This window comes from Desulfocurvus thunnarius (assembly GCF_055390965.1).
In genome coordinates this window covers 2,807,103-2,833,641 of sequence record NZ_AP042411.1, presented here as the reverse complement: position 1 = coordinate 2,833,641, position 26,539 = coordinate 2,807,103, and the positions used below count along the sequence as shown (strand labels likewise).

The window sequence follows — 26,539 nt, the reverse complement described above, 5'->3', positions numbered from 1 at the left end:
CGCCTTCCGCTTTCGCAAAATATCTGCTATCCGGATCAAGGCCACGACTTTCCCGCTGCCAGGAGAAACGCCATGAAACCCGGCATCGCGGTCCTGATCCTGCTGCTTGCGCTGTCCGGCCCGGCCCTGGCGGCCGGGCCTTTCCCGGCTCCCGCCCCTGGGCCGGGAGGCATGCGCAGCCCACCCCCGTCTCTGCCTGAGGTCGGCGGCCCGCTTGCCCAGCGGGGCTGCTGCTCGTGGCACAAGGGCGTCTGCGGCTGCCGCAACGGGCGGGTGGTCTGCTGCGACGGCACGCTGAGCCCGACGTGCACCTGCCGCGCCGACGGCGGCGCCGGGGCGCAGCTTCCCGAGCAGGCATTCTCCGGCCGCCCTCCCGCGCCCCCCACCGGGCACTCCAGATAGCGCTTCCCTCCCCCTCCGCAAACACCCGGGCCGGGTTCCCGCCAGGGAATCCGGCCCGATATTCTGTCCCGATCTCCAGCCTCCCGCCCGCGCAGCCCAACGGGCAACAAGAACACCCCCGCCCCGAAACCGCGCGGGCTTTGCCGCGCGGTTTCGGGGCGGGGCGTACGGGGTCGAGGGCCGTCGGCCCCTCGCAGGGGGTGCAGGGGGGCGGCGCCCTCCTGCCGGGGTCCGGGGCAGCGCCCCGGCAGCGTGCGGCCCCCCCGGCAGCGTGCGGCGCGGCGCGGGCCCTATTTGGCGACCACGGCGCGGTCGCGCCCGCCCTCCTTGGCGGCGTAGAGGGCGGCGTCGGCGCGGGCGAAGATGTTTTCGGCGGTCTGCCCGGGGCCGTCGGCCTGGGCGATGCCCGCGCTGACGGTGACGCGCAGGGGCGGTTCGATGCCCGGGAAGGTCATGGCGGCGGCGGCGTGGCGCACGCCTTCGACGATTTCCAGGGCCTGGGGGGCGGTGGTGGCGGGCATGATCAGGGTGAACTCCTCGCCGCCGTAGCGGCAGGCGAGGTCGTGGCCGCGGCGCACGCCGTGGCGCACGGTGCGGGCGAATTCGCGCAGCACGAGGTCGCCGGTGGCGTGGCCCCAGGTGTCGTTGACGCGCTTGAAATGGTCGATGTCGAAGACCACGAGGCAGGCACTGGCCCCGGGGCGCAGGGCGGCCAGTTCCTCGGCGATGCGCGCGTCGTAGAAGCGGCGCATGTACAGGCCGGTGAGGCCGTCGACCATGGCCAGCTCGAAGAGGCGGGCGTTGTCGAGGCTGACGGCCAGGACGGTGGCCAGCAGGCGCAGGGAGGCCAGGGTTTCGGGGGCGGGGGCGGCGGCGTCCAGGCTCAGGGCGCCGAGGATCAGCCCGCTGGAGGCGACCACGGGCAGCACGAGGCAGCCCTGCCCGGGCCCGGCGGGCAGCGGGGCCAAAGCCCCGGGCCGGGCGGCGAAGGCCATGTCGCGCTTTTCGGCGAAGACGCGCTCGAAGGCGCCGCCCGCCACGGGCACGGCCAGCTCCGGGCGGGAGGCGGCGTTGGCGGCGAAGAGGCGGTCCAGGGTCAGGGTGGCGCCGTCGGGGCTCAGGGTCCACAGGGCGACGCGCGGGGCGGCGGCGAAGTCGGCCAGGGTTTCCAGGGCCATGTCCGTGACGGTATCGCGGTCGGAGGCGAGGGTCAGCATCCGCGAGGCGAAATTGAGGATGAGCAGGGTTTCGCCCAGGTCGGTCTCGGCCGGGCGGGTTTCGGCCTGATGCATGGCGGCTCCTTGTCCGGCGGGGCCGGGCTTGCGGGTTGCGGGGCTCAGAGCTCGATGGTCATGCCGTCGTAGGCCATGAGCACGTCCAGGGGCGTTTCGGGCATGAACAGCCGGGCGTAGCGGCGGGTTTCGTCGTGGAAGGCCTCGATGGATGCGTCGTCCAGGGTGGGCTCCTGGTGGAAGAGGCACAGGGTGCGCACCCCGGCGCGCTTGGCCAGTTCCACGCCCACGATGTTCGAGGAGTGGCCCCAGTCGCGCTTGCTCGTGCTGGCGGCGTGGAAGGTGTACTGCGCGTCGAAGATGAGCAGGTCGGCGCTGCGGATGTGCTCCAGGAAAGGATAGCCGGGGCTTTCCGCGTCCTCGCGGTGCTCGCTGTCGGTGGACATGACGAAGCGTTTGCCGCCGGCCTCGAAGCGATAGCCGTACGAGCCGCCGGGATGGTTCTGGGCGAAGGGCGTCACGGCCATGCCGCCGATTTCGACGGTCCGGCCCGGGGTCAGGGTGTTGAAGCCGATGTCCGCACCCAGGTCGTCGAAGTTCACGGGGAAGAACGGCTGGGACTGCTGGGTGCGCAGGGCCTGCTCCACGGCCTGGTGGCAGCCGTGGAAGCGGATCGCGTTGCCGGGCACGTAGGCCGGGATGAAGAAGGGGAAGCCCATCAGGTGGTCCCAGTGCAGGTGGGTCATGAGGAAATCGTAGCGCCCGCCCGAGGGGCCGCGCGTGGTCAGGATGGCGTTGCCCAGGTCGCGCAGGCCGGAGCCGCAATCGACGACCACGGTGCTTTCGCCGCCGCCGTCCACCTGCACGCAGCAGGTGTTGGAGCCGTAGGAGCCCCACACGGAAAAGGGCAGTTCGGCGTCGATGAAGGCGTCCACGTCGGCGCCGGGGCCGAGGTTCTTGCGCGCGGCGGCGCGCAGGGCCCTGGCGACCTTGCGGCGGATGATCGGGGCGGTGGTGGACACGGGCAACGATCCGCGACAGCCCCAGATGGTCACTTTCACGGCGGCACCTCCTGACGGCACGGCAACGGGATACTCATTTATACATCCGTCCCGCCGGAAGGTCAAAGAAAGAGGGGGGTTGGCTGGCGCCTGGGCCGGGCGGACGCCGCCGGGGAAGAAGCCCCGCATGGCGGGGCTTTTCCCGCACCGGGCCGGAAGGGGAGGTGCGGCCCCGGGGTGGAGGGGCCGGGGGGGAGGGGCCGGGCGCTAGTCGAAGTCGGCCAGCAGGGCGCCGACGTGGAGGTCGTCGCCCAGGGCGTAGGTCTGATACTGCTGGCGCAGGCGCCAGACGGCCTGCTGAAGCTGGTCGGACGAGATGCCGTTGCGCAGGGCGGAGTAGGCCTCCACAAAGGCCGCCAGGCTGTCGCAAACCTTGAGCAGTTCGCCGTCCTTGGGGTCCAGGTCGTCGCGGTTGGCCGGGCCTTGCAGCTCCTCCCAGGTCACCGGGGCGGGGGAACCGGAAGCACCATCGCGCAGGGCCATGGCCTGGAACTCCGAGCCGACCTCGCGGCCCAGAAAGTAGCCCAGGCGCGCGGCGAGGTCGGCGAAGCCCCCGGCCTCCAGCGGGCCATAGACGCGCCGGGCCAGCTCGGCGTCCTCGTACTGGCGGATGAGGTCGCCGATGGGCCGCACGGATTTCTTCACCGGCGAAATGATGTCGCGGGTGAGCACCTCGGGCAGGTCGTGGAACAGCCCGGCGAAGAAGTCGTTCTGCCTGCGCGCCGGGCAGGCGCCCACGGACAGGCTGAGAAACCAGGCATAGGCCGCGACGATGAACAGGTGACCGAGCACGGAGGTCTCGGGGATGCGCGGCGTCTGGGACCAGCGCGTCTGGAAGCGCAGTTGCCCGCACAGGTGGGCGAAGCGCCCGAGCACGGACTCCGGCCCGGCCAGAAGGTCATCCACGCCGCGCAGATCCGAAAAGCGGTGCAGCCCGTCGATGAACGACTGCTCGATGCCGGCCTTTTCGTCGTCCCAGGGGCCGAGATCCTTGATGAGGTTGAACTCCCAGCTCGACGCGTAGAGGTGGGCGGCGTCGAGGATGCGCCCGGCCGCCCCGGCCCCGCCCGGCGGCAGGGACAGCCGGGCCCGGAAGCGGTCCCAGAACTCGCGGCCCACGGGCAGCAGCAGGGGCTCGAGCTGGTCGAGCACCCAGGCCGTGAGCTGGCGGTGGTGCTCGGGGTTCTCCTTGATCTTATAGAAGATGGGCGGCTTGATGTCGGTGATGACCAGGCGGTAGAAGTAGTCGAACAGGCCGCCCTCGACCACGGCGTCGCCCAGCTCGCGGCGGGCGGCGGGGGCCATGTCGCGCGAGTTGAGCATGAAGAGCATCCAGGCCGTCATCATCTTGTGGGCCTGCTTGTCCACCTCCAGCAGCTCCACCGGGCGCAGCTTGTCGTTCCAGCGCTTCATGGTCGTGCCGGAGAAGATGAATTGCAGCAGGCTCTTGCGAATGATCGGCATGGCGGCTCCCGTTGTGGGCCCCACCCTATCCCGGGGCCGGACAAAGCTCAAGGCCGCGATGCGCCGGGCCCGGCAGAGCCCGGCCCGGGCGGCGCCCCAGGGCGGCGCGACCCGCACCGGCCGTGGCTCGCCGCCCCGGTCGCGAAAAAGCCCTCGCAGGGGCTTCCCAAGCGGAAAATTTTCGGGTAGGTTTCCGGTCCCTGTTACGTTTCGCGCATTGGAATTTTGTTTGACAGCCGGAGGCAAAGCCCTTAATGAGCCTTGTTTCCGACTTTACGACCGAGGAGCTTCCCATGAAGACATATAGTCCGAAGCAGGGCGAAGTCGCCCGCGAGTGGTTCGTGGTCGATGCGCAGGACAAGATCCTGGGCCGCCTGGCCACCCAGATCGCCACGCGGCTGCGCGGCAAGCACAAGCCCGAGTACGCCCCGCACATGGACATCGGCGACTTCGTCGTCGTGGTCAACGCCGAGAAGATCAAGGTCACCGGCGCCAAGCTGGGCCAGAAGAAATACTACAGCCACTCCGGCTATGTCGGCGGCATCCACGAGATCAGCCTCAAGGACCTGCTGGCCACCAAGCCCGAAGAGGTCATCCGCAAGGCCGTGCGCGGCATGTTGCCCAAGAACCGCATCGGCCGGGCCATGCTCAAGAAGCTGAAGATCTACGCGGGCGGCGAGCATCCCCATGGCGCGCAAAGCCCCAAGCAGCTTGACATCTAGCACGCACCGCAAGGAGTGAGACAATGAGCGAATTTTTCTACGGCACCGGCAAGCGGAAGACCTCCGTTGCCCGGACCCGCATCTACCAGGGCGGAACCGGCCGGATCATCGTCAACGGGCGTCCCTATGAGGAGTACTTCCCCCGGGCCACCCTGCAGATGATCATCCGCCAGCCCCTGAACCTGACCAAGACCATGGGCAAGTTCGACATCAAGATCAACGTCGACGGCGGCGGCATCGCCGGTCAGGCCCAGGCCGTGCGTCACGGCATCACCCGCGCCCTCATGGAGTTCGACGGCGGCCTGCGCCCCTCCCTGAAGAAGGCCGGGCTGGTCACCCGCGACGCCCGCAAGAAGGAGCGCAAGAAGTACGGCCAGCGCGGCGCCCGCGCCCGGTTCCAGTACTCCAAGCGCTAGGATCGACTCTCACGCGGTGCTCTTCCGGGCGGGCTTGCGCTTTTGCAGGCCCGCCCTTTGCTTTGGCCCCGCGCCGTCGTGCAATGCGGCGGCTCCCGGCCCGCCGGACGGCCCGAAACCGCCCTGCCCCCCAGCCCGACGGAGGCGCCATGTCCACCGGAACCAAGGTCCAGCCCCGGCTGCTGTTCGCCGACGAAAAGGGCACCATCTACGACGACCCGGACCTGCTGCTGCTCTGCCGCCGGGGCGAGGAGCTGGCTCTGCCCCGCCCGCAGGACCTGACCCCCCTGCCCGAGGGCAGCGACGTGTTCCTGCTGCCCGGACGGCGCGCCGTAGGCCTGGACCCCGAAACCGGGCAGGCCCTGGCCCTGGAAGAAAACGCCGTGGCGGCGTTCGTCTGCCCGGCGCACACGGTGACCGGCGTGGCGGCCTACGCCACCGACGAAGGCGCCCCGCGCCTGCCGCTCATGGCCTACGCCGCCGTGGGCTTTGCCGAAGGGCGCTTCTGGGTCTGCGCCAAAAAGGTGGACGAAGACCGCCGTCAGGTCTTCAGCGGCATCCCCGAGGAGCGCATCGCCCAGGGCGCCCGCGCCCTGCTGGCCAAGTATCCCAAAAACCGGCTGGTGGCCCACCTGGGCCGCTGCGCCCTGACCTACTGCTGCCCGGCGGCCAAGAACCTGGCCCTGGGCCGCTTCGAAGCGCCCCTGCCCACGGCGCGGACCTGCAACGCCCGCTGCCTGGGCTGCATCTCCCACCAGCCCGAGGACTCGGGCTTCCCCGCGCCCCAGGGGCGCATCAACTTCCGGCCCGATCCGGCGGAGATTGCGGAGGTCATGGCCGAGCACGCCCGGCGCGAGCGGCGCCGCCCGGTCTACTCCTTCGGCCAGGGATGCGAGGGCGAACCGCTGACCGAAGCCCGGGCCATCGCCGAGGCCGTCACCCGCTTCCGGACCGGCGGCGGGCGCGGCACGGTGAACGTGAACACCAACGCCAGCCTGCCCGAAACCATGGAGCCCCTGGCCCGCGCGGGGGTGGATTCCATCCGCGTGTCCATGAACAGTGCCGACCCCGGGCTGTATGCGGCCTACTACCGCCCCCAGGGCTACGACGGGCTGGCCGCCGTGCGCCAGACCATCGGACAGGCCAAGGCCCACGGGCTGTTCGTGTCCCTGAACCTGCTGTTCTTCCCGGGCGTGACGGACACCGAGGCCGAGCTGGAACGCCTGGCGGCCTGGGCCCACGACCTGCGCGTGGATTTCATCCAGTTGCGCAACCTGAACCTGGACCCCGAATTGTATCTGGACCTGGCCGCGCCCTTCGTGGACGGCCCGAGCATGGGGCTGGCCAATTTCAAAAAACGCCTGAAAAAAGCCTGCCCCTGGCTGGAATTCGGCTACTTCAACCCCTACCTGGGCGACCGCGAGGCACCGCAGCGCCCCCAGGGGCCCGCAGCCTCCTGAACCCCGCGCCCGGCGGCGCAACGATGCCACGCCGCACGAACGCGAAAAGCCCCGGAAGGCAAACCTTCCGGGGCTTTTCGCATCGCGCCCGCAGGCGGCCCGCCGGGCGGGCCTAGCAGGATTCGGGGAAGTGGACCACCACCTGCTCGGTGTCGTCCTTGGTCATGCGCTCCACCGTGCCGATGACCCAGGCCTGCTCCTGCATGCCCTCGGCGCGGGACACCACGTCCAGGGCCACGTCCTCGGGCACGATGAGGATGTAGCCGATGCCGCAGTTGAAGATCTGGAGCATTTCCGGCCAGGTCATGTTCCCGGCCTCGCGCAGCCAGTGGAAGACCGGAGGCATGTCCCAGGCGCCGAAGTCGATATGCGCCGCCACGCCCCGGGGCAGCACGCGCGGGATGTTGTCGTAGAACCCGCCGCCCGTGACATGGCACATGCCGCGCACTTCCAGCTCGCGCATCAGCGCGCGCACGGTGCCGACGTAGATCTTGGTCGGCGCCAGGAGCACCTCGGCCACGGTGGCGCCGTTCTGCCCGGGGAAGGGGTCCGTGCCCTTGAGCCCGGCGGCGGCGGCCAGCTTGCGCACCAGGGAATAGCCGTTGGAGTGGACCCCCGAGGAGGCCAGCCCGACCAGCTTGTCGCCGGGGCGTACGGAGGAGCCGTCCACGATGCGCGCGTTGTCCACAACGCCCACGCAGAAGCCGGACAGGTCGTATTCGCCGGGGTTGTAGAAATCGGGCATCTCGGCGGTTTCGCCGCCCAGCAACGCGCATTCGCCCTGCTTGCAGCCCTCGACCACGCCTTCGAGCACCTTGGCCGCGCGCTCCACGTCCAGCTTGCCTGTTGCAAAATAGTCAAGGAAAAACAGCGGTTTGGCACCCTGAACCAGAATATCGTTGACACTCATGGCCACCAGGTCGATACCGATGGTATCGTGGACATCGTACTCGAAGGCCAGCTTGAGCTTGGTGCCCACGCCGTCGGTGGAGGCCACCAGCACGGGCTCTTCCATGGCCGTGGTGTCGAGCTTGAACAGGCCGCCGAAGCCGCCGATGTCGGTGATGACACCGCCGGTGAAGGTCGAGGCGACCATGCTCTTGATACGCGAGACAAAGGCGTTGCCCGCGCCGATGTTCACCCCGGCTTCGGTGTAGGCCTTGCTCCTGTCGGTCATGGGGAACGCTCCTTGCAGGGAAAATCCAGGCGCGAGGGCGCCGAGGGGTGGGTTATAAGTGTTTCGCGCCCATTCTTCAAGGGAGTATTTTTCATGAACAATCACGGCTTATTCGCGCGAGGCGGGCATTTCCGGGCCCTGGCGGCGGCCCTGGCCCTGGCGGCGGCCCTGGGCCCCGGCCCTGCCTGGGCCGCCAACGCCACGACGCCCGACCCGCCGGCCTACAAAAGCTTCGGCACCGGCGGCGGCAACATCGAAATCGGCCGCGACCCGCAAACCGGGGACAAATTCATGCGCACGGGCCCCGTGCCCCGGGACGAAGAGCCCGAATACCAAGCGCCCCCCGTGGAGGTGCGCCCCGAGGTCCATTGGCCCGCGCCCCGGAAGAAATGACCGCCCGGACCGGGACGGCTCCCGGCCCCCACGGCCCGCGGCAACGGCCCGGCCAGGAGAGGCCGGGCAAGCCCTGCCCCCGGCACCCGGATGACCCCGGGACGGCCCAGGCACCCCTCCCCGGGGCGCGCCCGGCCCGACCAGACCGGCAAGGAGACTCCATGCATCCGGCCCAACTCTGGAAACCCCTGGAAGGCGGCAAGGTCCAGTGCCGCCTGTGCGCCCACTTCTGCGTGCTGGCCGACGGCGACCGGGGCCGATGCGGCGTGCGCGTCAATGACCACGGCGCCCTGTTCACCCTGGTCGCCGACCGGGTGGCCGCCCTGGCCGTGGACCCGGTGGAAAAGAAACCCCTGTTCCACTTCCGCCCCGGCACCACGACCCTCAGTCTGGCGACCATGGGCTGCAACATGAGCTGCACCTTCTGCCAGAACTTTTCCCTTTCCCAGGGCCCGCGCACGGGCGAGGCCGTGCAGGGCCGCCGCGCCGAGCCCGAAGCCCTGGCCCAGGCCGCCCTGGACCACCATTGCGCCAGCCTGTCCTATACCTATTCCGAGCCCACGGTGTTCTTCGAGCTGGCCCGGGCCACGGCCCAGGCCGCCCGGGCGCGAGGGCTGGACAACATTCTCGTCTCCAACGGCTTCATGAGCCCGGAGTGCCTGGAGGCTCTGGGCCCGCTCATCCAGGCGGCCAACATCGACCTCAAGGCCTTCTCCGAGGAGTTCTACCGCGAACTGTGCGGCGCGCGGCTGGCTCCGGTGCTGGATAACCTGCGCCATATCAGGGCGCTGGGCTGGTGGCTGGAGGTGACCACCCTGGTCATCCCGGGGCTCAACGACTCCGACGCCGAACTGGCGGCCATCGCCGGATTCATCGCCGGGGAGCTGGGGCCCGACGTGCCCTGGCACGTGTCGCGCTTCCACCCGGACCACCGCTTGCGCGGGGTGGGCCCCACGCCGGTGGGGACCCTGGAGCGCGCCTGGAGCCTGGGCCGCGAGGCCGGGCTGCACTTCGTCTACCTCGGCAACGCGCCCGGCGGCGGGGTGGACGGCGAAAGGGAATCGACCCGCTGCCCGGGCTGCGATGCCGTGCTGCTGCGGCGCACGGGGTTCCTGGTGCGCGAGAATTTCCTGGGCTCCGGCCCGGAGCGCGGCCGCTGCCCCGAGTGCGGCCAGCCCGTGCCCGGGGTCTGGTAGCCGCGCGGGCCCAAACCCCGGCGGCGCGCCACGGCGTCCGCACCGCGCCCGCCCTCCGACACCGCGCGCCTCCCGGCGCCGCGCATCTTGCCTTGAGGTCCCCTTTCCGGTACGACACCCTCTCCCGTCGGGGCGTGGCGCAGCCTGGTAGCGCGTCAGCTTTGGGAGCTGAATGCCGGAGGTTCAAATCCTCTCGCCCCGACCAGCTTTTCGCGGGTTGCGGCCTGGGCTGCGGCCCGCTTTCCTCTGCGAGGTAGCGCATCCCATTCCCGTCCCGCCCTCCTGCGCCACCAAGGGCAGAAGGACGGTGACCAGGGTACCCCAGCCGCGCTGGCTGCGAACGGCAATATGCCCGCCGTGGGCGTGGACGATGGCCTGGCACAATGCCAGACCCAGGCCAAACCCCCCGGTTTCGCGGGTGCGGGATTCGTCCACCCTGAAAAACGGCTCGAACAGGTGCGGCAGGGCCTCGGCGGGAATGCCCGCCCCGTGGTCACGCACGGTAAGCGCCGCCACCGCGCCCTGAATCTCCAGGCCCAGCTCCACCGGAGCCGCCTCAGAGCCGGAATACTTCAAGGCATTGTCCAACAAGTTGCCCAGCAGCGTGACCACCTGAGCAGGGTCCACCAAAGACCGAACCGGCCCGGCAGGCAGTCGCAATACCACCCCCGGCGCCCGGCCCGCCACGCGCCCTGCGGCAGCCCCCGCCAATGCCCCCAGATCCGCCGGTTCGCGGTGCAACATGCCGATCTCGTGGCGCATCCGCGCCGCCTCCAGCAGGGTCGTAATCATATCCTGCATTTCGCGCAGATCTCCACGCATGGCGCCCACCTCCGGCCCATCACCGCACAGTTCCAGGCGCAGCTTGAGACGGGTAATAGGCGTACGCAGTTCGTGGCTCACGTCCAGCAGCAACCTTTGCTGCCCCTGCACCACGCCCTCCAACCGAGCCAGCATCTGATTGAAGGTCTGCGTCAGGTCGCGCAGTTCGCCGCGACAGGCCTCTGGCACGCGATGGGCCAGATCGCCGTCGCGCACGGCGCGTGCGCCCTCGGTAAGCCAGCAAACGGGCCGCAACAGGTACCGCATGAACCCGTAGCCCACCAGCATGATCAGCGCGGTCAACCCCAGGAACAGCCAGCCGTAACGCCGCAAGGCCGTCCGCTCCGCCTGCGTAGGAAAGAGATCGAAGGTCAGGGTCTGGCCCGACGCAATGCGTACGCGAATGCGATGGTATCCGTGCAGGCTGGCAACCTGCACGGGGCCATCCTCCAGCCAGGACTTCAGGTGCTCCTCGGGAAAATGCTCCGGGTTCCGCCCCTCGACCCAGGCGCCAGGACCATCCCAAGTGATGCGCATGTCCAGACGCATCCCCAGCTCGGCGGCCCGGGTCCGATCCGGGGGTGAGCCCAGTTCGCGCACCAAATGAGCGGCGTATTCCTCCAGGTTGCGCTCCAGGGCAGTCTGACCCCAGCTTTGTACGCTGAAAAACAGGTGGTAGGTCACCACGTTCACGGCGATGGCCGCCAGGAGCAGTATCAAGGCCAGTCGGGTGAACAAGGATCCCGTCGCGCGGTGCAACAGATTAGGCATCTCCGTCCTCCCAGGGCAAGAACATGTAGCCCTCGCCCCACACCGTCCTGATGAACTGCGGAGCCCTGGGATTGTCGCCGAGTTTCTGGCGCAGGCGGCTCATGGTGATGTCCACTGCGCGGTTGAAGGCCTCGCTGTCCAGCCCGCGCAATTCATGGAGCAGCATATCGCGGTCGAGCACACGGCCCGGGTTGCGCGCCAACAGAGCCAAGGCGTTGAATTCGCCCGTGGTCAGGCCAAGGTCGCGCCCGTCCAGGAACGCTGCGCGGGCATCGAAGTCCACCTCCAACGGGCCGAAACTTCCGCGCCGGGGGGCGGGGCCCCGCTCCGCGCGCCGCAACACGGACTGGATGCGCGCCACCAGCTCACGCGGCTCGAAGGGCTTGGGCACGTAGTCGTCGGCGCCCATCTCCAGGCCAGCCACGCGGTCGGGGATGTCCCCGCGCGCGGTGAGCATAATCACGGGCACCTGACTGCGCTGGCGAATCAGACGACAGACCTCGAAACCGTTCATCCCGGGTAGCATCACGTCCAGCAGCACCAAATCCGGCGCCAGTTCATCCAGGGCACGCAAACCACCCTCGGGGCGCCCCTCGGCATGTAGGGCGAACCCAAAGACACCCAGATAATCGGCCAGCAGCTTTTGCAGGCCCGTGTCGTCCTCGATGAGCAGGATGGTCCGGGTCATGGTGCGGTCCTTCGAATTTTCTCACGAATACGCCGAGGCGGCGCTTCCTGGCAAGGCCGCCATCCGGCCCGCGCCCTTGTCGCCCGCACAGCGGCTCAAAGCGTCTCCCTGCGGAAACAGGATGTAACAAAGTGTATCCCCCAGATGAAACATCTCGAAACGCTTTGTTGCAGCACCGAGATGTTTCCGCCACGCAAAATGCTAGGTAGAGGCACGAACTGCATCAAACCAACCAAGGAGTCGACCATGCCTCAAGTAGAACCTGAAGTGCTGCACGCCTTTGAAATGATGTGGGGCTTGTATCCTGGCCCGGTGTTGCTCATCCACAAAAGTCGCGAAATCATGGCAGTGAACCAGGCAGCCGCTACCCTTGGCCTGCCTGCAGGCATCCTGTGTCATTCGCTCTACCCCAGCGACACCCCCTGCCCGGGCTGCATGGCCAACAAAGCGTTGAAACAAGGCCAGGGCGTTCGTCGCCCGGCCTGGTCCGAACGCCAGGGCCAGTTCATGGACGGATTCTGGATTCCCGTGTCCGGAGAGCCGGAACTCTATGTCCATTTCGGCAACGATCTTACCGATCTGGTTCGCCCCGAGTTAAAATCCGCCGGGAACGGCTAATCCTCGAAGGACGGTGGATCTCCCCCTCCTGTATCCGCCCTGGGAAACCGGGGCGGATACCTTCTTCGTCCGCACCCTGCCCTCAAGCCCTGCGCGGGAAACTACATTATCCGCCATTCCAATCCATTTGACGCCCTCCCGGCGCCTGTGCATAGTCTGTTGCGCGATCCATCCACGCCACGGCCCACGCGGGCCCGCCCACGAGGATTTCCACACCGATGCACAGCCCCACGCCCAGCTCCCGGCCCCGGCGGGCCGCACGTCCGGCCCTCGTCCCGCTTCCCGCCCTCGTCCTGCCCGCACTCCTGGCCCTGGCCCTGGCCGCCCTGGCCGCAGGCTGCAAGGACGGCGCCCCGGCCAAGGGCGGCGGCCCCAAGCCCGTGACCGTCACCGTGGCCCGGGCCCAGGCCCGCGATACGCCTGTGGAACTGCGCGCCGTGGGCACGGTCCAGCCCCTGGCGTCGGTGACCGTCATCCCCCGCGCGGGCGGCATGATCGTGACCCAGCACGTCGCCGACGGCCAGCGTGTGACCGAGGGCCAACCGCTGTTCCAGATCGACCCGCGCCCGGCCCAGGCCGCGCTGCGCGAGGCCCGGGCCCAGCTCGACCGCGACCTCGCCGCCCTGGACCAGGCCCGGCGCGACATGCTGCGCCAGAAGGACCTGGTGACCCAGGCCGCCGTGAGCCAGGAGCAGTTCGAGCGCGCCCGCACCGAGGTGGACAGCCTGGCCGCCACGGTGGAAATGGACCGCGCGGCCATCGAGCGCCTGGAGCTGGAGCTGGAATACACCGACGTGCGCGCGCCCATCGCCGGGCAGGCGGGCAAGGTGCTCGTGCAGCGCGGCACGGTGGTCGAGGCCGACAAGGGCATGCTTTTGCTCATCAACCAGCTTTCGCCCATCGCCGTGGACTTCGCCGTGCCCGAGCAGCACCTGCCGGTGGTCCGCCAGCGCCTGCTCCAGGGCGGAACCCAGGTTCTGGCCCTGCCCACGGGCGACACCGGCGCCCCCGAGGCCGGAACCCTCACCGCCATGGACAACACCGTGGACAAGGCCACGGGCACCATCGGCCTGCGCGCGGTGTTCGACAACCCGGCGGGCCGCCTGTGGCCCGGGCAGTTCGCGCGCACGACCCTGGTCCTCGGCGTGCTGTCGCAGGCGGTGGTGGTGCCCTCGGCGGCGGTGAACGTCGGCATCGACGGGCCGTACTGCTACGTGGTGGAGAACGGCGCGGCGGTGCTGCGCCGGGTGGACCTGGGCCCCGTGCTCGACGGCGAGACGGTGCTGGCCTCGGGCGTGGCGCCGGGCGAGACGGTGGTCACCCAGGGGCAGATCCGCCTCAAGCCCGGCACTCCGGTGCATATCGCGCCCGAGGCCCCCGGCGCGCCCGCAACCCCCGGCCCCGCCAGTCCGGCCGCCAGCTAGAGGGGCCGCCATGAACATCTCGCGCCTGTTCGTCGAACGCCCGGTGATGACCACGCTGCTCATGCTCGGGCTGCTGGTCTTCGGCCTGTTCAGCTACACACTGCTGCCCATCAACAACCTGCCCAACGTGGACTTTCCGACCATCGAGGTTTCGGCCTCGCTGTCGGGCGCCAGCCCCGAGACCATGGCCTCCTCGGTGGCCTCGCCGCTGGAAAAGGAGTTTTCGGCCATCGCGGGGCTGGAGTCGATCACCTCCGAAAGCACCCAGGGCTCCACGCGCGTCACCCTGGAATTTTCGCTTTCGCGCAACATCGACGACGCGGCCCTGGACGTGCAGTCGGCCATCTCCTCGGCCATGCGCTCCCTGCCCGACGACATGACCACCCCGCCGTATTTCCGCAAGATCAACCCGGCGGCCTCGCCCATCCTGATGATCGCCGTCAGTTCGCCGACCCTGCGCCTGTCGGAGGTCACGGAATACGCCGAAACGATCATGGCCCAGCGCATCTCCATGGTTTCCGGCGTGGCCCAGGTCAACGTCTACGGCTCGCAGAAATACGCCGTGCGCATCCGCGTCGACCCCGAAATCCTGGCCGCGCGCGGCATCGGGCTGGACGAGGTCATGACCGCCGTGCAGCGGGCCAACGTGAACCTGCCCACGGGCTCGGTGGCCGGGCCGGGCCGCGAGTACACCGTGCGCTCCTCGGGCCAGCTCATGAACGCCGCGGCCTTCCGCCCGCTGGTGGTCAGCTACGTGGACGGCTCGCCCGTGCGCCTGGGCGAGCTGGCCGTGGTCGAGGACGGCGTGGAAAGCGAACGCCGCAGCAACACCTTCGACGGCGACCCGGCCATCATCCTGGCCATCTCGCGCCAGCCGGGGTCCAACACGGTGCAGATCGTGGACGACGTGCTGCGGCTCATGCCCTCGTTCCGCTCGCAGATTCCGGCCTCGGTGGACCTGGAGGTCATGTACGACCGCTCGCAGTCCATCCGCGAGTCCGTGGCCGACGTGGAGTTCACCCTCTATCTGGCCGCCGTGCTGGTCATCCTGGTCATCTTCCTGTTCCTGCGCACCCTGCGGGCGACGATCATCCCCAGCCTGGCCCTGCCCCTGTCCATCGTCGGCACCTTCGCGGTGATGTACCTCGCCGGGTTCAGCCTGAACAACATTTCGCTCATGGCCCTGACCCTGTCCCTGGGTTTCGTGGTGGACGACGCCATCGTCATGCTGGAAAACATCGTGCGCCACAAGGAGATGGGCAAGCCCACCCTGCGCGCGGTGCTCGACGGCTCGCGCGAGATCAGCTTCACCATCGTGTCCATGACCGTCTCCCTGGCGGCGGTGTTCATCCCCGTGCTCTTCATGGGCGGCATCGTGGGCCGCCTGTTCAACGAATTCGCGGTGACCATCTCCAGCGCCATCCTGCTTTCGGGGCTGGTGTCGCTGACGCTTACGCCCATGCTCTGCCGCATCGTGCTGCGCGACGGAAAACCCGGGGAGCACGACCGCCACGGGGCGCTCTACATGGCCGTGGAACACGCCTTCGAGGCCCTGCGCCGGGGCTACGAGGTGACCCTGGACGCCACCTTGCGCCACCGGGCCCTGGCCATGCTCCTGTCCCTGGGCATCCTCGGGCTCACGGGCTGGCTGTTCGTGACCGTGCCCAAAGGCTTCCTGCCCAGCGAGGACCAGGGCCGCGTGGACGTGTCCACCGAAACCGTCGAGGGCACGTCCTTCGAGGTCATGCGCGAGTTGCAGCGCAAGGTGGACGCCATCGTGGCCGCTGACCCGGCGGTGGAGTCCACCATGTCCGTGGTCGGCTCGGGCGGGCCCAACAGCAACACCAACGCGGGGCGCCTCATGGGCAAGCTGCGCCCCCTGCACGAGCGCGACGCCGGAGCCGACGAGGTCGTGGCCCGGCTGCGGCCCCAACTGGCCGACATCCCCGGCATCATCGCCGTGCCGCGCAACACGCCTTCGGTGCGCATCGGCGGGCGGACCACCAAGGCGCTCTACCAGTTCACCCTGCAAAACCCCGACACCGACGAGCTTTACGCCCACGCCGGGCGCTTCCTGGCCCTCATGCGCGCCATGCCCCAGCTTCAGGACGTGGACAGCACCATGCAGCTCGACACGCCGCAACTGCGCGTGCAGATCGACCGCGACCGCGCGGCGGCCCTGGGCGTCAGCCCCCAGCAGATCGAGAACGCCCTGTCCATGGCCTACGGCTCGCGTCAGGTGTCCACCATCTACGCGCCCACCAACGACTATCAGGTCATCATGGAGCTGGCCCCGGGCTTCCAGCGCACGCCGTATGCCGCGCGGATGCTGCGCGTGCGCGCCGACAGCGGCGCCCTGGTGCCCCTGGACGCCGTGGCCGCCCTGTCCCTGGACACCGGGCCCTCCTCGGTGTCGCACACCCAGCAGATGCCCTCGGTGACCCTGTCCTTCAACCTGGCCCCGGGCCAGTCCCTGGGGCCGACGGTGGCGGCCATCGAGGCCCTGGCCGCCGAAACCCTGCCGCCCTCGTTCAGTTTCAGCTTCCAGGGCACGGCCAAGGCCTTCCAGGATTCCATGGCCGGCATGTGGCTGCTGCTGCTCATGTCCGTGGTGGTCATCTACATCGTGCTGGGCATCCTCTACGAGAGCTTCATCCACCCGCTGACCATCCTCTCGGGCCTGCCCTCGGCGGGCGCGGGCGCCCTGCTGACCCTGGCCGTCTTCGGCAAGGACCTGGACATCTACGGCTTCGTCGGCATCATCATGCTCGTGGGCATCGTCAAGAAAAACGCCATCATGATGATCGACTTCGCCATCGCCGCCCAGCGCGACCAGGGCCTGGACCCCCTGGCGGCCATCCGCCAGGGCGCGCTGATCCGCTTCCGGCCGATCATGATGACGACCATGGCCGCCCTCATGGGCGCCCTGCCCATCGCCCTGGGCATCGGCGCGGGCGGCGACGCGCGCCAGCCCCTGGGGCTGGCCGTGGTCGGCGGGCTGCTCATCTCCCAGGTGCTCACGCTGTACTTCACGCCGGTCTACTACTATTACCTCGACGCGGCCAAACAGCGCCTGGCCCCGGCGTCCGGCCCGGAGCCCGGCCCGGAGCCCGGCCCGGAGCCGGGAGCCCGGCCCGAGGAATCCCCGGCGCCCTAGCCCCGCCGGAGCGGCCCCGGCCGCGCCGCGCGCCAGTTGCCCGGCTGCGCCGGCTGCGTCTGTTCGTGCGGAAACCCGCAAGCGGCGCAGGGAAGGACACAACCTGCCGGGATTGCTCCGCAACCCACGCCCAGCAACGGCTCCCGGGAGTTTCCCCTGTACAAATAGTGTAAACCCCTATATACGTCCCCTTGCGTTCCGGGCTAAACTGAAAAGTTTGCCGGGGCGCACCGGGACCAGGGGAGAAACGCCACCCGCCACTCCGGCGGGTTTGAGCATACAGACCAGCCGCAAGACGCAGCCCCGCCTTCCGAGGCGGCCGAACCTGGCGCATCGCGCCGGGTTTCCTGTGCGCTCGCGCTCCGCGCCGTTTCCATCCCCGCCCCAGCGAGAAGTCCATGCACAATCCACAGGACCGTCACGGCCTGCGACAGGAACGCTATTTCGCCATATCGCCCCTGATGCTCTTTCCCGGCAGGCAGGGCGGCTTCGACGTTTACCTGCTGCGCGGCGGGGAGTTCGTGCTCTACACCCACGCCTGCGACCGTTTCACCGACCGCCACCGGGCCACCCTGGCCGAAAACGGCGTGGACGAGGCCTACGTGCCCTGCGACCAGGAGGCCGCCTACCGCGCCTACGTGGAACATAACCTGGGCAAAACCCTGCTGCGGGACGACACGCCCCTGGAAGAGCGCGCGCGCATCGTCCACGACTGCGCCGTGGACATCGTGCGCTCGGCCTTCGAGCACCGCCTGCCCGAAGCCCTGGCCCGCCAGCAGAACATCGCCCGGGTCATGGACTTCGTGCGCGAGGCCATCGCCTTCTTGTGCACCGGGCAGTCCTTCCAGACCCTGGCCCGGCTGGTGTCCCACGACTACCGCACCTTCTCGCACTGCGTGCACGTCTTCCTCTATTCCTCGGCCATCCTGCAAACCTACGAGCCCGACCGCGACACCCTGCTCCAGACCGGCATCGGCGCCATGCTCCACGACATCGGCAAGATCCTCGTTTCCCACGACATCCTGAGCAAAACCGGCGCGTTGACCCTGGGCGAGCGGGCCATCATCAACACCCACCCCCAAAAGGGCGTGACCCTGTGCTCCGGCCTGCCCCTGTCCCAGACCGCCCACGACTGCATCCTGCTGCACCACGAAAAGCTCGACGGCTCGGGCTACCCGCACGGCGTGCGCGGCGCGGCCATCCCCCTGGCCGTGCGCGCGGTGACCATCGCCGACATCTACGACGCCATGACCACCAACCGGCCCTACAGCAAAGCCATGAATCCCTTCCAGGTCCTGCGCATCATGCGCGACGAGATGTTCGACGAGCTGGACATCGAGATGTTCAAGCGCTTCGTGACCATCCTCTCCGGGGCCAGGGTCATCTAGGCCCGGCGCTCCCGCGCCCCCAACGCCGCCCCCTCCCCCTCGGGCCCCGGCGTTTTTCACGCCGCCGCCCGCACCCCGCGCTCCCCGCCGCCCCTCGTCCCCTGCCCGACCTCTGCCAGCACGTAAAATCGACTTTTCCCCGAAATCGATTTTCTTCGCCAAAGGGCATTGACAGCCCCCCGGCCCGGAGAATAGTAGTTCCAAAAGGAACCACTACGGCATGGACTGCATCGACGCTCTCAACAGGTTCGGCCTGACCCGCCAGGAGGCGCTGATGTACGCGACCCTGCTGGAGCACGGGCCGCAGACGGGCTACGAGGCGGCCAAGCGGGCGGGGATTTCGCGCTCCAATGCCTACGCCGCCCTGGCCGGGCTGGCGGAAAAGGGCGGGGCCATGCGCTCGGGCGGGCCAGCCCAGCGCTTCAGCCCCACGCCCCGGGCCGAGTTCCTGGCCCGGCTGCGAGCCGCCAGCGACGACGCCCTGGCCCTTCTGGAGCGCGAGTTGCCCGAACGCGCTCCCGAGGAGGAGCCCTACCTCACCGTGTCGGGGCAGGCCAACGTGGTGGACAAGATGCGGGCCATGCTGCGGGCGGTGCACAGCCATGTGTACGTTTCGGCCCACAGCGCCGAGGCCGCCCTGGTGGCCGAAGAACTGGCGGCCCTGGCCGCGCGCGGGCGCAAGACGGTGCTCATCTGCGACGCCGATCCCGGGCTGCCCGGTGTGCTGCTGCACACCAAGGCCCAGGAGCGCGGGCACGTGAAGATCATCGCCGACACCGCAGCGGTGCTGACCGGGAGCCTGGAGCCCGCCGGGGCGGCCCAGTGCCTCTACTCGCGCAACGGGCACCTGGTGCGCCTGATGCGCGAAGCCTTCCTGAACGAACTGGCGGTCATCGCCACGGGGGAAGGAACGGCGCCCGCCACGGACGGGACAGACACGGCGGGCTGAACACGCCGCAAAGATTGAATTTTCCGCCGCCGCGCGCGGGGCACCGGCGCGGCACAAGGCGGATCGATGGTTCGGCGGGCGGACGTTCTGGCAGGCTCCGCACCGCCGGGCACCTCCGTGCAGAGGGCCGGTTCCGGATTGGCTGGGACCGGCCCTTTCCTTGTTTGCCGGGCAGGGCCGCCAAGCCCGGGCCGCCAGGGCCGGGAATCCGGCGCGTCAGGCCGGGATGCGCACCTGGGCCGTGGTTCCCGGGCCGGGGAGGAAGCGCACCTCGCCGCCCACCTGGGTCACCAGTCCATGGACCAGCTCCAGGCCCAGGGTGCCGCTGTTGCGCACGTCCAGCCCCGAGGGCAGCCCCGCGCCGTCGTCGACCACCGTCAGTTCGTAGAAGCCCGGAACCCTGGCCAGGGCCACGCGCACGCGCCCGGCGCGCCCACCGGGGAAGGCGTGGCGCAGGGCATTGGTCAGCAGCTCGGTGCAGACGATCCCCATGGGCATGGCCTTGTCCGGCTCCAGCTCCATGTCCTCGCAATCCAGGGCCACGGCCAGGCCCTCGGGCACGGCGTGGACCCGGCGCACGGCCTCGGCCAGGCTGGCGAAATAGTCGCGGGCGTTGATGGAATCCATGTGCCGCGAGGTGTACAGCGCCTCGTGGACCTTGGCCACGGAAAGCACCCGCCCGTGCACGGCCCGCAAGGCGTCGGCGCAGCTTCCGCTGCTGTGCATGACCTGCAGGGCCAGAAGCCCGCAGATCATGTTCAGGTTGTTCTTGATGCGGTGGTGGATCTCCTTGAGCTGCAACTCGCGGTCCACGGCCTGGGAGCGCAGGCCTTCCATGACCCGGGCCATGTCGCGCTCCACGGCCTTCTTTTCCAGGGCGATCTCGATGGCCGCCTTGATCTGGTCGTTCTGGCTGGGCTTGAGGATGTAGCCGTAGGGCCGCACGGCCTTGGCCTGGGCGATGTGGCGGTCGTCGCCGTAGGCCGTGAGCAGGATCACCGGGGTGTCCAGGTCCTCCTGGACGGCGGCGCAGGCGGTGATGCCGTCCATGGCGCCGGGCATGACGATGTCCATGAGCACCAGATCCGGCGCCAGCTCGCGCACCAGGCGCACGGCGTCGGCCCCCGAGGAGGCCTTGCCCACCACGTTGTAGCCCAGGGCGCAGAGCATGTCCTCGAGCTGCGTGATGATGATCGCCTCGTCGTCGACCACCAGGATGCGGTTGGTCCCGCCGTCGTGAGGGGTCATGAGGTCGCTCCTTCGTCTTGGCGTCTGAAGGTGATGTGGATGCGGGTTCCGGTGTCGTCGGAAGTCATGTCCAGAGTGCCTCCGAGCTGGTAGCGCACGATGTTGCCCATGAGTTTCAGGCCCACACTGTCGGCCGGGGGCTCGGCCCCGCCGGGCAGCCCCGCGCCGTCGTCCTCCACGTGCAGGACCACCGTGTCCCCCGCCCCGGGGGCCACGCGGACCAGCACCGTACCTCTGCGCCCGCCGGGGAAGGCGTGCTTGAAGACGTTGGACAGCGCCTCGCTGAGCACCAGCCCGCACGGGATGGCCTTGGACAGGGGCAGAAAGGTCTCGGTCATCTCGAAACGCGGGGTCACGTTCGCGGCGTTGTACATCTGGGCCAGTTGCCAGGCCAGCATCTGGGCGTAGCTCGCTATGTCGATGCTGTCAAAGCGCTCGTAGCCGTAAAGCTGCAAATGGATCATGGCCATGCTGTGGATCTTGGACTGCGTGTCGCGCATGATCTCGCGGGCCCGGGGGTTTTCGATGCGCCGCCCGGCCATGTCCAGCAGGCTGGAAATGATCTGCAGGTTGTTCTTCACGCGGTGGTGGACCTCCTGGAGCAGGAGTTCCTTCTCGCGCAGGGAGCGCAGCGTCTCCTGCTCGGTCTCGCGGCGCAGGGTCGCGTCGCTGGACACCCCGGCCAGCCATTCCACGGCCCCGCCTTCGTCCAGCACGGGGAAGGCCCGCTCGCGGATCCAGCGCACGGTGCCGTCCGGCGCCACCAGGCGGTACTCGATCTCGCGCGGGCCCTGGGCGGGCCTGCCGTAGTGCGCCGCAAGGCGCCTGCGGTCCTGGGGGTGCACCCGGGCCAGGAACGCCCCGGGGTCGCGGAAGACGGCCTCGCGCGGGCCCACCAGCCGCTCGAAGGCCGGGCTCAGGTAGATCAGGGTGCCCCGGTCCGGGCTGGTGATCCAGAACACGTCCTCCACGGTCTCGGCGATGAGGCGCAGCTTGCGCTCGCTCTCGCGCAGGGCCCGCTCCACGTGCTTGCGGGCGATGGCGTTGCCCAGGATGTCCGCCGCGGCCATGAGCGCTTCCAGTTCCGTGTGGGTCCAGCGGCGGCCCTGGCCGCAGTCGTCGAAGCCCATGAAGCCCCACCACTGGTCGCGCGCGAACACCGGCAGCACCGCCAGGGACAAAATGCCCTGCACGCGCATCAGCGCCTGCTCTCCGGGGGCCAACTCGTCCGCGACCCTGTGGAACGGCCGCTTGGCGGCCAGGGCTGCGGCCATTTCGCGCAGGCTCTCCTGGTCGTAGGCCTTTCGGGGGCCCTGGTTCGCGGGCCGGGGCGGGGCGCCCGGCGCGGTCCATTCGCATTGCAGCTCCATGTGCAGCCGCCCGGCGGCGTCGCGCACGTTGCGGCACAGGTAGGCCCGGCTGGCCCCGGCGGCCACGCCGAAGGTCTGAAGCACCGTGGCGATGGACCCGCGCCAGTCCGGCTCGCGCAGGAAGCGCTCCGCCGCCAGGCCCACGGCTTCGAGCACCGCGTCGCGCCGCAGCAGCGCCTCCTCCATGGCCTTGCGCTCGGTAATGTCCTCCATGACCACGAAATTGTAGCGGTGCCCGCCGTCCTCGTCCTGGATGCGGCTCACGGTCACGTTGGCCCACACGGTGCGCCCATCCTTGCGCAGGTAGCGCCGCTCCAGGGTGCCGCCGGACATCTCGGCGCCCGGCAGGGCCTGACGCAGCAGCAGATCGGCGGACAGATCGGCGGGCAGGGCCACGTCCTGGAAGCGCAGGCCCGTCAGCTCCTCGCGCGGGCGACCCAGGATGGCGCACAGGCGGTCGTTCACGGCCCAGAAGCGTCCGTCCAACCCGCAATGGGCCAGCCCCACGGCGGATTGCTCGAAGGTCGCCCGGAAACGGGCCTCGCTTTCCATCAGCTCGCGCTGGGCATTGCGCTCGGCGGTCACGTCGCGCGAATACAGGGCGTAGCCGCCGACGCCGCCCGCCTCGTCGAACACCGCCGAAACCTCGCACTCGAAAAACCGCCCGGCGCAGGTTTCGGCGTACTGCACGGGCCCGCCCATTTCGCGCACCTGGGCGAAGACGCGCTCGCCCGGCGGGCGCAGGCCGTCGTCGGCAAAGGAGCCGATGGGCCGGCCGATGATCTCGCCGGGGCGCCGCCCCAGAGCGTTGGCCGCGTGGCGGTTCACGGCCTGGACCGTGCCGTCCAGGGCCAGGAGCGTCACCTGGTCGGGGATGGCGTCGAACAGCGCGCGCAAGGTGCCCTCGCGGCGGCGCAGGGCGTCCATGGCCGCCAGACGGCGTTCCTCCACGGCAATGGCCGAGGCCACCACGCCCAGCAGCCAGATATCCTCGTCGCCGGGCCGCGCATCGCGCACGGAAACCACGCACAGCGTGCCCAGGCGGCTTTGGCCGATGGCCACGGGAATGCCCACGTAGGTCCGCAGGCCGTAGCGGCGCACGTTGGGGTCTGTTTCGGCGAAGCGCGAGGATTGCAGGTCGCGAATGACCCGGGGCACGCCCTCGCCCTGGCGGGCGACCTCGGCGCAGATATGGCCCCGGGCGTCGCCGCGGTACTCGAACCCCCCGGGCGCGTTCCAGGCTCCGGCCACCTCCAGGCGCTCCCCGCTGATGCGGCTGTAGAGGGCGCAGGTGCCGTCGAGCACCTCGCCGCACAGGGCCACCAGGGCCTGGATATTGTCCAGCGGGGCGCTGCCGAAATGCAGAAGCGTCCGGTTCAGCCGCTCCAGGCGCGCCAGCATCCTGCTCGGGCGGGTGATGTCCGTGCACACGCCGAGCACGGCGCCGCCGCCGTCGCGGGTGGGGAAGGGCATGGCCGCGCATTCCAGGACCCGGCGCACGCCCGAGGCGTCCTCGAACTCCAGGGCGGGCTCGGCCACCGGGCGCCCCGTGTCCAGCACGCGGCGGTCGATCCCGGTGAGCCCGGCGGGGCCGGGGCCCGGCGCGCTCCCCGGCGCGGTCATGGCCGCCACGGTGGTGCCGCAGGCCTCGGCCATGGTCCGGTTGGCCAGCAGGTAGCGCCCCGCCGCGTCGCGGGCGTAGATCATGTGCGGCACCAGGTCCACCACCTGGCGCAGGCGCTGCTCGCCCAGGGTCAGTTCGTCCTGGGCCAGCTTGAGGCTCGTGAGATCCACGGCCAGAACCAGGCTGGCCGGGGCGTCCTCCCAGTCGATACGCACGCCGGAAACGCCCACCCAGCGGGACTGCCCGGCGCGCGTGCGCACACGCAGCATGGTCTGGCCGGGGGCCGAGCCCGTGTCCAGAAGCTGGCGGCGCAGGGCCAGGGCCGCCTCGCGGCTCTCGGGGGGCACGAGTTCCAGCAGATCGCGCCCGGCCAGCTCGGCGAGGCCGTAGCCGCACAGGGCCTCCACCCAGGGATTGACGAACAGCGGGCGCCCCTCGCGCAGCACCAGCACGCCCACGCTGGCGCGCTCGAAAATGGTCCGCAGCCTGCGCTCGCTGGCGCGCAGGGAGTGGTCGGTGACGCGGATGTCGGTAATGTCCTGCAGGACGCCCACCACGTAGCGCCGCCCGCTGCCGGGGTCCACATGCAGGCTCTTGCGGGCCACGATATGGTGCGAGCGCCCGTTCCAGACCACGCGGGTCTCGTAGTGCTGCGGCTCGCCCGTGGCCAGAACGCGTTCGTCCTTTTCCCACAGGAAACGGGCGTACGCGCCCTCGTAGAAATCCGCGTCGCCCTTGCCCAGCAGTTCCCCGCGACCACGGCCGAGCACGCGGCAGGCCGCCTCGTTCAGGTACACCCAGCGGTGGTCCTGGTCCTTGACGAAAACCGGAGTGTCCAGGCTGTCCAGAACGGCGGACAACTCCGGGCCCGGTGGCGGCGGTGCGCCGGGCCCGGCGGGCCGCCCCGTCCTCTCGTCCTTGTGCTTCGCGCTCAATTGCACCCCTTCGGCCCGTTGCGGGCCCTGGTCCCTTCCCTTCCCTACCTCACTCCCCCCGGCAAGGACAAGCGCCATGAAAACCCCGGCGCACCTCGCGCGGCACGGCGCAAAACATGCGGCCATTCCGGATTTTCAGCGCCCCCCCGCCCCGCTCCTGGCCCCGATCTTGCTTCGGGCCTGTGGCCCCATTCCCTCATCAGGAGTTCCGCCATGACCCGCAGCGACCTCGTCCCCTGCGCCCTGGTTCTGCCCGCCGCCTTGTGCGCGGTGCTGCTCGTCGCCGTCGCGGCCTTCGGCCCCGACCCGGCCCCCAGCGCAACGACAAATATGCAAAACACTCTGGCGGGCCACCGGGCCTGGGTCGTGGGCCTGGCCATGCTGACGCTGGCCGCGACACTGGCCGCCGGAGCCGTGGCCGCCGTCCGGGCCGCCCGTGGCCGTCAGGCCCTGGAGGCGGCCCTGAACCGGGCCGCGGGCCTGCTGGACGGCACGGCGGCCACGGCACCGGTGGATGACAATTCTGTATCGTCCCACCACGGCGTGAATGCCATTTTTGTCAGCATCCACCAGGCGCTTCAGGCCCGCGCGGCTCTGGAAGCCAGGGTGCGGACCCTGGAGGAGGCCCTGGCCGCCGGGAAAACCCTGCGCGGAGACATGGCCCGGCGCGCCGAGGCCTCGCGCTGCCAGAGCCTGCGCAACGCCGCAGCCACCCTGGGTGCGGCCATCGCCGACATCCACAAAAGCGCCGCCGAACTGGAAAGCGCCTCGAAAAGCGCCACCACGGGCGCCGGGGAGCAACGCCGCCTGGCCGCCGAGGCCGCCACGGCCATGGAGCAGATGAACGCCTCGGTGAACCAGGTGGCCCAGGGCGCGGAATCCGCCGCCCAGGCCGCCCACGGGGCCATGGAGCAGGCCCGCGAGGGCGCCGGAGCCGTGGAGCGCACCGTGGCCGCCATCCAGGCCGCCCAGGAGCGCACCGCCGCCCTGGGCGCGGTGGTCCAGGGCCTGGGCACCCAGGCCGGGAACATCGGCCAGATCATCGAGGTCATCAACGACATCGCCGACCAGACCAACCTGCTGGCGCTCAACGCCGCCATCGAGGCCGCCCGCGCGGGCGACGCCGGGCGCGGCTTCGCCGTGGTCGCCGACGAGGTGCGCAAGCTGGCCGAAAAGACCATGGCCTCCACCCGCGACGTGGGCACGCAAATCGAGGCCATCCGCAAGGGCGTGGACGGCACCCGCCAGGGCATGCGGGAGGCGGCGGACCTCGTGGCCCAGGCCACGGAGGTCGCCCACCGCTCGGGCGGGATGCTGGCCGGGATCGTCGCCCTGGCCGGAGAGAACGCGGGGCAGATCCAGTCCATCGCCGCCGCCGCCACGCAGCAGTCCGCCGCCAGCGAGCAGGTCACCCGCGCCGTGGCCCGGGTGGAGGACATTTCGCGGCGCACCGTGGAGGATATGGAGCGCTCGGACCAGGCCCAGCGGGCGCTCCTGGGCCGGGTGCACGACCTGGGCGGGCTGAACGGCGCCTTCGAGCTCATGGGTGGGGGCAAGGTCCAGGAGCTGATTGCCGCCCTGGCCGCCTCGCCGGACGTGCTGTCCTTCGACCCTGCCCGCCAGGAGCGCGCCCTGCGCCAAGCCGTGCGCGACGCGCCCTTCGTGGAGCTGCTCTACCTGACCGACGCCCGGGGCATCCAGCCCGTGGCCAACGTGCCGCGCCCGGGCCGGGAAACGCCCGAGGACGCGCGGGCCAGGGGCCGCGACTGGTCCTCGCGGCCGTGGTTCACCGCCGCCATGGAGCTGGGCGCCCTGGCCATCTCCGAGGTTTACGTGTCCCAGGCGTCCGGGCGGCGCTGCCTCACCGTGTCCATGCCCCTGCGCGACGCGGAGCAGGCGGTGGTCGGCGTGGTCGCCGCCGACGTGACCCTGGGCTGACCCGGCCCCGGGCGCGGCGCGCCGCGCCCGGGGCGCCGTGGCGCGGGCGCTGGACGCGGGCGCCCTTCTCGGCTATCCGGGCGC

20 protein-coding genes and 1 tRNA gene are annotated in these 26,539 nt (G+C 69.9%); 13 read left to right on the top strand and 8 right to left on the bottom strand.

The features are described 5' to 3' along the window. The first annotated feature begins 72 nt into the window (after positions 1–72). The gene (locus ACZ5KV_RS12400; protein ID WP_464239621.1) at positions 73–402 is read left to right on the top strand and encodes a hypothetical protein; all 330 of its coding nucleotides are present in this window, start codon (positions 73–75) and stop codon (positions 400–402) included. A gap of 290 nt (positions 403–692) precedes the next feature. On the opposite strand, the gene ACZ5KV_RS12395 is transcribed toward ACZ5KV_RS12400, so the two are convergent. From ACZ5KV_RS12395 to ACZ5KV_RS12385, 3 genes are all read right to left on the bottom strand, one after another. Beyond that, positions 693–1,694 carry a GGDEF domain-containing protein gene (locus ACZ5KV_RS12395; RefSeq protein WP_464239620.1) on the bottom strand — a complete coding sequence of 334 codons (1,002 nt, stop codon included), beginning with the start codon at positions 1,692–1,694 and terminating at the stop codon, positions 693–695. Positions 1,695–1,738: 44 nt separating this feature from the next. Further along, complete coding sequence (locus ACZ5KV_RS12390; protein WP_464239619.1) at positions 1,739–2,695, bottom strand: MBL fold metallo-hydrolase; 957 nt, start codon at positions 2,693–2,695, stop codon at positions 1,739–1,741. A 207-nt stretch (positions 2,696–2,902) separates the two neighbouring features. After that, positions 2,903–4,159 carry an HD domain-containing protein gene (locus ACZ5KV_RS12385; protein WP_464239618.1) on the bottom strand — a complete coding sequence of 419 codons (1,257 nt, stop codon included), beginning with the start codon at positions 4,157–4,159 and terminating at the stop codon, positions 2,903–2,905. A gap of 293 nt (positions 4,160–4,452) precedes the next feature. On the opposite strand from ACZ5KV_RS12385, the gene rplM reads away from it, so the two are divergent. From rplM to ACZ5KV_RS12370, 3 genes are all read left to right on the top strand, one after another. After that, positions 4,453–4,881 (top strand): 50S ribosomal protein L13, encoded by a 429-nt coding sequence (gene rplM, locus ACZ5KV_RS12380; RefSeq protein WP_464239617.1) that lies wholly within the window; start codon positions 4,453–4,455, stop codon positions 4,879–4,881. 23 nt (positions 4,882–4,904) lie between these two features. After that, on the top strand, positions 4,905–5,297 hold the full coding sequence (gene rpsI, locus ACZ5KV_RS12375; protein ID WP_464239616.1) for a 30S ribosomal protein S9: 393 nt from the start codon (positions 4,905–4,907) through the stop codon (positions 5,295–5,297). A gap of 149 nt (positions 5,298–5,446) precedes the next feature. Continuing rightward, positions 5,447–6,757 (top strand): radical SAM family protein, encoded by a 1,311-nt coding sequence (locus tag ACZ5KV_RS12370; RefSeq protein WP_464239615.1) that lies wholly within the window; start codon positions 5,447–5,449, stop codon positions 6,755–6,757. 112 nt (positions 6,758–6,869) lie between these two features. Here the strand turns inward: ACZ5KV_RS12370 and purM are convergent, their stop codons facing one another. Further along, a complete protein-coding gene (purM, locus tag ACZ5KV_RS12365) occupies positions 6,870–7,934 on the bottom strand; it encodes a phosphoribosylformylglycinamidine cyclo-ligase (RefSeq protein ID WP_464239614.1) in 1,065 nt (354 codons plus the stop codon). Positions 7,935–8,027: 93 nt separating this feature from the next. Between purM and ACZ5KV_RS12360 the strand changes: the two genes are divergently transcribed. The 3 genes from ACZ5KV_RS12360 to ACZ5KV_RS12350 all read left to right on the top strand — a co-directional run bounded on the left by ACZ5KV_RS12360 (position 8,028) and on the right by ACZ5KV_RS12350 (position 9,728). Continuing rightward, positions 8,028–8,327, top strand: coding sequence for a hypothetical protein (locus ACZ5KV_RS12360; RefSeq protein ID WP_464239613.1), 300 nt, complete (start codon positions 8,028–8,030; stop codon positions 8,325–8,327). 161 nt (positions 8,328–8,488) lie between these two features. Then, positions 8,489–9,523, top strand: a complete 1,035-nt coding sequence (gene amrS, locus ACZ5KV_RS12355; protein ID WP_464239612.1) for an AmmeMemoRadiSam system radical SAM enzyme — start codon at positions 8,489–8,491, stop codon at positions 9,521–9,523. 128 nt (positions 9,524–9,651) lie between these two features. After that, positions 9,652–9,728, top strand: a tRNA-Pro gene (locus ACZ5KV_RS12350). On the opposite strand, the gene ACZ5KV_RS12345 is transcribed toward ACZ5KV_RS12350, so the two are convergent. Both ACZ5KV_RS12345 and ACZ5KV_RS12340 read right to left on the bottom strand, forming a co-directional pair. Then, positions 9,707–11,116, bottom strand: coding sequence for a HAMP domain-containing sensor histidine kinase (locus tag ACZ5KV_RS12345; RefSeq protein ID WP_464239611.1), 1,410 nt, complete (start codon positions 11,114–11,116; stop codon positions 9,707–9,709). The two genes, ACZ5KV_RS12350 and ACZ5KV_RS12345, sit on opposite strands and share 22 nt — an antisense overlap. After that, positions 11,109–11,804, bottom strand: coding sequence for a response regulator transcription factor (locus ACZ5KV_RS12340; protein ID WP_464239610.1), 696 nt, complete (start codon positions 11,802–11,804; stop codon positions 11,109–11,111). The genes ACZ5KV_RS12345 and ACZ5KV_RS12340 overlap by 8 nt, the downstream gene beginning before the upstream one ends. 246 nt (positions 11,805–12,050) lie before the next feature. Between ACZ5KV_RS12340 and ACZ5KV_RS12335 the strand changes: the two genes are divergently transcribed. The 5 genes from ACZ5KV_RS12335 to ACZ5KV_RS12315 all read left to right on the top strand — a co-directional run bounded on the left by ACZ5KV_RS12335 (position 12,051) and on the right by ACZ5KV_RS12315 (position 19,340). Beyond that, positions 12,051–12,422, top strand: a complete 372-nt coding sequence (locus tag ACZ5KV_RS12335) for a hypothetical protein (RefSeq protein WP_464239609.1) — start codon at positions 12,051–12,053, stop codon at positions 12,420–12,422. A gap of 218 nt (positions 12,423–12,640) precedes the next feature. Continuing rightward, positions 12,641–13,846: an efflux RND transporter periplasmic adaptor subunit gene (locus tag ACZ5KV_RS12330; RefSeq protein ID WP_464239608.1), complete on the top strand. Its 1,206-nt coding sequence runs from the start codon at positions 12,641–12,643 to the stop codon at positions 13,844–13,846. A 10-nt stretch (positions 13,847–13,856) separates the two neighbouring features. Beyond that, the gene (locus ACZ5KV_RS12325) at positions 13,857–17,003 is read left to right on the top strand and encodes an efflux RND transporter permease subunit (RefSeq protein ID WP_464239607.1); all 3,147 of its coding nucleotides are present in this window, start codon (positions 13,857–13,859) and stop codon (positions 17,001–17,003) included. A gap of 398 nt (positions 17,004–17,401) precedes the next feature. Then, positions 17,402–18,391 carry an HD-GYP domain-containing protein gene (locus ACZ5KV_RS12320; RefSeq protein WP_464239606.1) on the top strand — a complete coding sequence of 330 codons (990 nt, stop codon included), beginning with the start codon at positions 17,402–17,404 and terminating at the stop codon, positions 18,389–18,391. 220 nt (positions 18,392–18,611) lie between these two features. Next, positions 18,612–19,340, top strand: a complete 729-nt coding sequence (locus ACZ5KV_RS12315) for a TrmB family transcriptional regulator (protein ID WP_464239605.1) — start codon at positions 18,612–18,614, stop codon at positions 19,338–19,340. Between the two features lie 216 nt (positions 19,341–19,556). Here the strand turns inward: ACZ5KV_RS12315 and ACZ5KV_RS12310 are convergent, their stop codons facing one another. Both ACZ5KV_RS12310 and ACZ5KV_RS12305 read right to left on the bottom strand, forming a co-directional pair. After that, the gene (locus tag ACZ5KV_RS12310) at positions 19,557–20,588 is read right to left on the bottom strand and encodes a response regulator (RefSeq protein WP_464239604.1); all 1,032 of its coding nucleotides are present in this window, start codon (positions 20,586–20,588) and stop codon (positions 19,557–19,559) included. Further along, complete coding sequence (locus ACZ5KV_RS12305) at positions 20,585–24,517, bottom strand: PAS domain S-box protein (RefSeq protein WP_464239603.1); 3,933 nt, start codon at positions 24,515–24,517, stop codon at positions 20,585–20,587. The genes ACZ5KV_RS12310 and ACZ5KV_RS12305 overlap by 4 nt, the downstream gene beginning before the upstream one ends. A 213-nt stretch (positions 24,518–24,730) precedes the next feature. On the opposite strand from ACZ5KV_RS12305, the gene ACZ5KV_RS12300 reads away from it, so the two are divergent. Continuing rightward, complete coding sequence (locus ACZ5KV_RS12300; RefSeq protein ID WP_464239602.1) at positions 24,731–26,455, top strand: methyl-accepting chemotaxis protein; 1,725 nt, start codon at positions 24,731–24,733, stop codon at positions 26,453–26,455. The last annotated feature ends 84 nt before the right edge of the window (positions 26,456–26,539 follow it).